General features: G+C 70.8%; 5 protein-coding genes. 1 reads left to right on the top strand and 4 read right to left on the bottom strand.

The window, feature by feature from the left end:
- Nucleotides 1–311, bottom strand: a 311-nt coding sequence (locus Q0066_RS00665) for a maleylpyruvate isomerase family mycothiol-dependent enzyme (protein ID WP_298129057.1), incomplete at its 3' end; no start/stop codon positions are given.
- A gap of 61 nt (nucleotides 312–372) precedes the next feature.
- Here Q0066_RS00665 and Q0066_RS00660 point away from each other — a divergent pair.
- Nucleotides 373–1,347, top strand: coding sequence for a YafY family protein (locus Q0066_RS00660; RefSeq protein WP_298129055.1), 975 nt, complete (start codon nucleotides 373–375; stop codon nucleotides 1,345–1,347).
- Between the two features lie 192 nt (nucleotides 1,348–1,539).
- Here the strand turns inward: Q0066_RS00660 and Q0066_RS00655 are convergent, their stop codons facing one another.
- The 3 genes from Q0066_RS00655 to Q0066_RS00645 are packed head-to-tail and all read right to left on the bottom strand — an operon-like array spanning nucleotide 1,540 to nucleotide 3,778.
- Entirely contained in the window at nucleotides 1,540–2,601 is a 1,062-nt protein-coding gene (locus tag Q0066_RS00655; RefSeq protein ID WP_298129053.1) for a GNAT family N-acetyltransferase, read from the bottom strand.
- A gap of 26 nt (nucleotides 2,602–2,627) precedes the next feature.
- Complete coding sequence (locus Q0066_RS00650; protein ID WP_298129051.1) at nucleotides 2,628–2,915, bottom strand: chorismate mutase; 288 nt, start codon at nucleotides 2,913–2,915, stop codon at nucleotides 2,628–2,630.
- Nucleotides 2,912–3,778, bottom strand: coding sequence for a hypothetical protein (locus Q0066_RS00645; RefSeq protein WP_298129049.1), 867 nt, complete (start codon nucleotides 3,776–3,778; stop codon nucleotides 2,912–2,914). The genes Q0066_RS00650 and Q0066_RS00645 overlap by 4 nt, the downstream gene beginning before the upstream one ends.
- Nucleotides 3,779–3,956: the final 178 nt, after the last annotated feature.

Genomic DNA, 3,956 nt, shown 5'->3' with positions numbered 1-3,956 from the left:
GCCAGCAGCGCATCGTCGGCCAGCGCGTCCTGCACCGGCGCGAGCCGGGAGCTCCAGGCGTCCGACCAGTCGGCATCGGCGATGCCGTCGACGACGGACGGCACCTCGAAGGGCTTGCCGCCGCCGGCGATGTGCAGGATGCGGTTCTCGACGGCGATCAGGTGGCTGAGCAGTTCGCGCACCGTCCATTCTGAGCAGGGTGTCGGCCGATCGAGGTCGGCGACGGTCAGCCCGTCGATCAGCGGCGCGATCTGGGCGAGCGCGGTGTGGAACAGGGGCCGGGTGTCCGGCGCGGTCTGGGTTTCATTCATGACTTCATCCTGGTCGTCATTCCTGACATCCCTTGTCAGGTTTTCGTGGCAGGATTCTTGTGTGCGGGCCGACCGTTTACTGCAGATCCTCGCCCTGCTGCGGCGGCACGGACGGCTGCCCGCGCGCCGACTGGCCGAGATCCTGGAGGTCTCCGAACGCACCGTGCTGCGCGACATGGAGGCGCTGTCTGCGGCCGGCGTCCCGGTTTACACCGATCGCGGACGCCACGGCGGCTGCGCACTGCTGGAGGGCTACCGCACCGAGGTCAGCGGACTCAGCCCCGGCGAGGCGCAGGCGCTGTTCGCCTGGACGTCGGGCACCGCAGCAGCGGAACTGGGGCTGAGCGGGGAGTTGAGTTCGGCGCTGACGAAGCTGTCCGCCACTGTGCCGGCGCCGGCATTGGAGACCGCCGAGGCGTTGGCGTCGGTCGTGGTGGTCGATCGGCGGCGCTGGTTCGCGGCGGCCGAAGAGGTGCCCTTGCTGCCCGTGCTCCGCGATGCCGCGACGCGGAAGCGCCGGCTGCGGCTGCGCTACGCGTCGCCACGCACCAACGGCGAGCCGGGCACTCGCACCGTCGATCCGTACGGCCTGGTCGAGAACGCCGGCCGCTGGTACCTGCTGGCCGCGCATCGCGGACAACAACGCACCTACCGCGTCTCTCGGATCGTCTCGGCCACCGTGCTGGACGAGCCGGCTCGAGTGCCGGACGACCTGAACCTCGCCGAGGCCTGGGCGCGGCAACGAGCCGCCTTCGAGGACACCGGCAAGGCGTGCACGATCACGGTGGCCGTTCACCCGGCGGCCGTGGGGTTCTTCACCACCTACTCACACTTCCAGCTCGCACCGGGCACCAGGGTGATCGAGCGTGGCGACGACGCCGGCTGGCCGGTGGTGGAGTTGACCTTCCGTGCCCGGCGGGCGGCGCTGGCGATCGTGCTCGCCTTCGGCGGTGAGGCCAGGCTGCTCTCCCCCGCCGATCTGCGCGAGGACGCGGTGCGGCTGGCCCGCGCGACCATCGAGGCGCACGAGCTCTAGCTGATCATTCACGTGATCCCGGGCTCTCAGTCGGGAGAGATCCCGGATCAAGTCCGGGATGACCATGGACGGGCGTTGATCAGCGGCTCCCTAGCAGGCCTGTCCCGGGTCTCGACAAGCTCGACCAACGGCGGCTGGTGAACAACCATCGGGATCGGGCACCAACAGCCGTGCCTGATCCCGATCGTCATTTCAGCGAGTGCCGCCGAGGCGCGGGTGACCACCGTCATGCAGCACCGGAACGATCCGTGGTCGCGCCGCGATCGCCGTGGCGACATCGCGCAGGCCGGCCAGTTCGGTGAGCAGCGTCCGGGTCGGCGGCAGGAGCCGGACGGCGCCCGCGTCCGCGTCCCGAAGCAACGCGATCGGTGAGGTCCACCCCGTGCGGACCGCCTCGGTGGTGATGTTGCGCCACTCCTGCACCGGGCGCGCTGCGGTGAGGAAGAACGCCACGTCGAAGCGACGGCGGCCGCCGGGCGGCGTCACCCAGTCGTCCCAGGGCACCAAATCGTCGGCGGCGAGCAGCACACCGCACTCCTCGGCCACCTCGCGGATCGCGGCGGCGGCCAGCAGTTCGGGGGCCGGCAACTCGGTGGCTGCCCAGGCCAGCAGATGCGCGGCCGGCACGTCCACGGGCAGCTCGCCGGGCAGCAGCCGCCCGCCGGGGAACACCACCGCACCTTCGGCGAAGTCCATGGTCGAGGCCCGGTACTGGACGAACACCTCCAGGCCCGGGGCCCCGTCACGCAGCGGCAGCACGCTCACCGCCGGCCGCGGCACGACGTGCTCGGCGACCTGTTTGGCCAGCGTCACCCGCGCCCCGGCCCGCAACAGTCCGAGCCGTTCCTCGGCCTCCAGCAGCGGGGTCAACGCGACCGGCAACTCGGCATCGACATAGCCGTGCCGGCGGTAGAACGGGGCGTTCCACGGCACGTCGGCGAAGGTCCGCAGGGTCACCACCGACGCTCCCCTGGCCCGGACGCCGTCCTCGGCCGCGGCGAGCAGGGCCGCGCCCAGGCCCTGGCGCTGGGCGTCCGGATGCACGCTGAGCTGCTCCAGATGGAACCGGGCGTCGAACTCCAGCACGTGCGCGAAACCCAGGATCCGCTCGTTCGCATCAACGGCGACCAGTGCGAAGCCCCGGGCAGCGAGCGTGGCCGCACGCCCGGGCGGAGAGGCCGGCAACACCACGACGCCGTCGAACAGCGCGTCGGCGGCCGCCTCGATCCCGTCCAGCGCCGCGCCATCGTCCACGGTCGCCGGACGAATCCGGAACGTGCTCAGTTCGTCTCCCGGGCGATCCGCTCGTGGTGCCGGACGACCTCCGACACGATGAAGTTCAGCAGTTTCTCGGCGAACTCGGGATCGAGTTGGGCATCTTGGGCGACGGTGCGCAGCCGCTCGATCTGACGGGCTTCGCGATCGGGATCGGCCGGCGGCAGCCCCACCTCGGCCTTGAGCTCACCCACCCGCCGGGTGATCTTGAACCGTTCGGCCAGCAGGTAGATCAGTGCCGAATCCAGATTGTCGATGCTGTCGCGCATCCGCGCGAGTTCAGGATGCGTCATGCCTTCGCCTTTCCGATACCGCTCATCCGCCGGATCACACCAAAGGCACCCAGCGCCGCGAAGAGGAAGTAGAACAGGGCGTCGCGTCCCAGGTCCTGCCACAGCTCGCCGTTGAACAGGTTGCCGAACACCAGCTCCACCGCCTCCTGCGTGGTGCCGGCGCTGCCCATCTCCTCCCAGTAGTAGTCCCAGACCGCGCTGGCCACCATGGAGAGGAACCCCAGCGCGATGCCGACGACGATCAGCGCCAGCAACGGGACCCGCCCCTTGACCGGGGCTCCGCCGAACCGGCCGTACGCCCACGCGGCACCCATGGCCATCAGCCAGGCGGTGATGCTGGCGATGAAGCCCCAGTGGTAGATCGCCGCGGTGAGCCCGCAGCAGACCACGACGACCACCGCGGCCGCGAGCAGGCCGAGACCGACTCGTTCAGGCGCTTGAGCTGCGGCAACCGGGAACTCTCCGCCGGCGGGATAAGAGCCCGGAGCCTGCTGAGGTCCGGCAGCCGGTGCACCCGGGTACTGCGCCCCGGCTCCCGGGTACTGAGCCCCGGCATTCGGATACTGAGCTCCCCCGACCGGGTACTGAGCCCCGGGACCTGCCTGCTGCCCGCCTGCACCCGGGTACGGCACCCCCGCGCCCGGGTAGCTCGCACCGGCATCCGGATACGGGGCACCGCCCGCCGGATACTGGGGGCCCAGCGCCGCATAGCCGCCCCCCGGGGCGGGGAATTGCGAGCCCGCATCGGTTCCGGACGGGAACTGACTCCCCGGACCGGGCTGCTCACTGCTGGGCCGCTGTCCAGGGACGGAGGCGGGCGGGTCGAACTCGGGACCCGGCGGTCCGGACGAGGGCGTACTCATGAGCGCATCGTAGCGATCACCACCACCTGTACCACTGAAATTCTCGGTGGTACACTCCGGGCTATGCCGACGACGCTGACCCGGATCCAAGTCACCCAGACCCCGCCGGTCGCCCGCGCGCTGGAGATCGCCGCGAAGGAGTGGCCCGGCGTCCCTCGCTCCGAGCTCATCACCCGGC

The organism is Micropruina sp. (genome assembly GCF_027492755.1).
Taxonomy (GTDB): Bacteria; Actinomycetota; Actinomycetes; order Propionibacteriales; family Propionibacteriaceae; genus Micropruina.
Note: the sequence above shows the minus strand (reverse complement) of the source record. Positions and strands in the feature narration are given on the sequence as shown.

Bases quoted from the DNA above. Each gene is read 5' to 3' on its own strand.
- Q0066_RS00650 (WP_298129051.1), bottom strand. From the start codon at position 2,915: ATGACGCATCCTGAACTCGCGCGGATGCGCGACAGCATCGACAATCTG.
- Q0066_RS00645 (WP_298129049.1), bottom strand. From the start codon at position 3,778: ATGAGTACGCCCTCGTCCGGACCGCCGGGTCCCGAGTTCGACCCGCCC.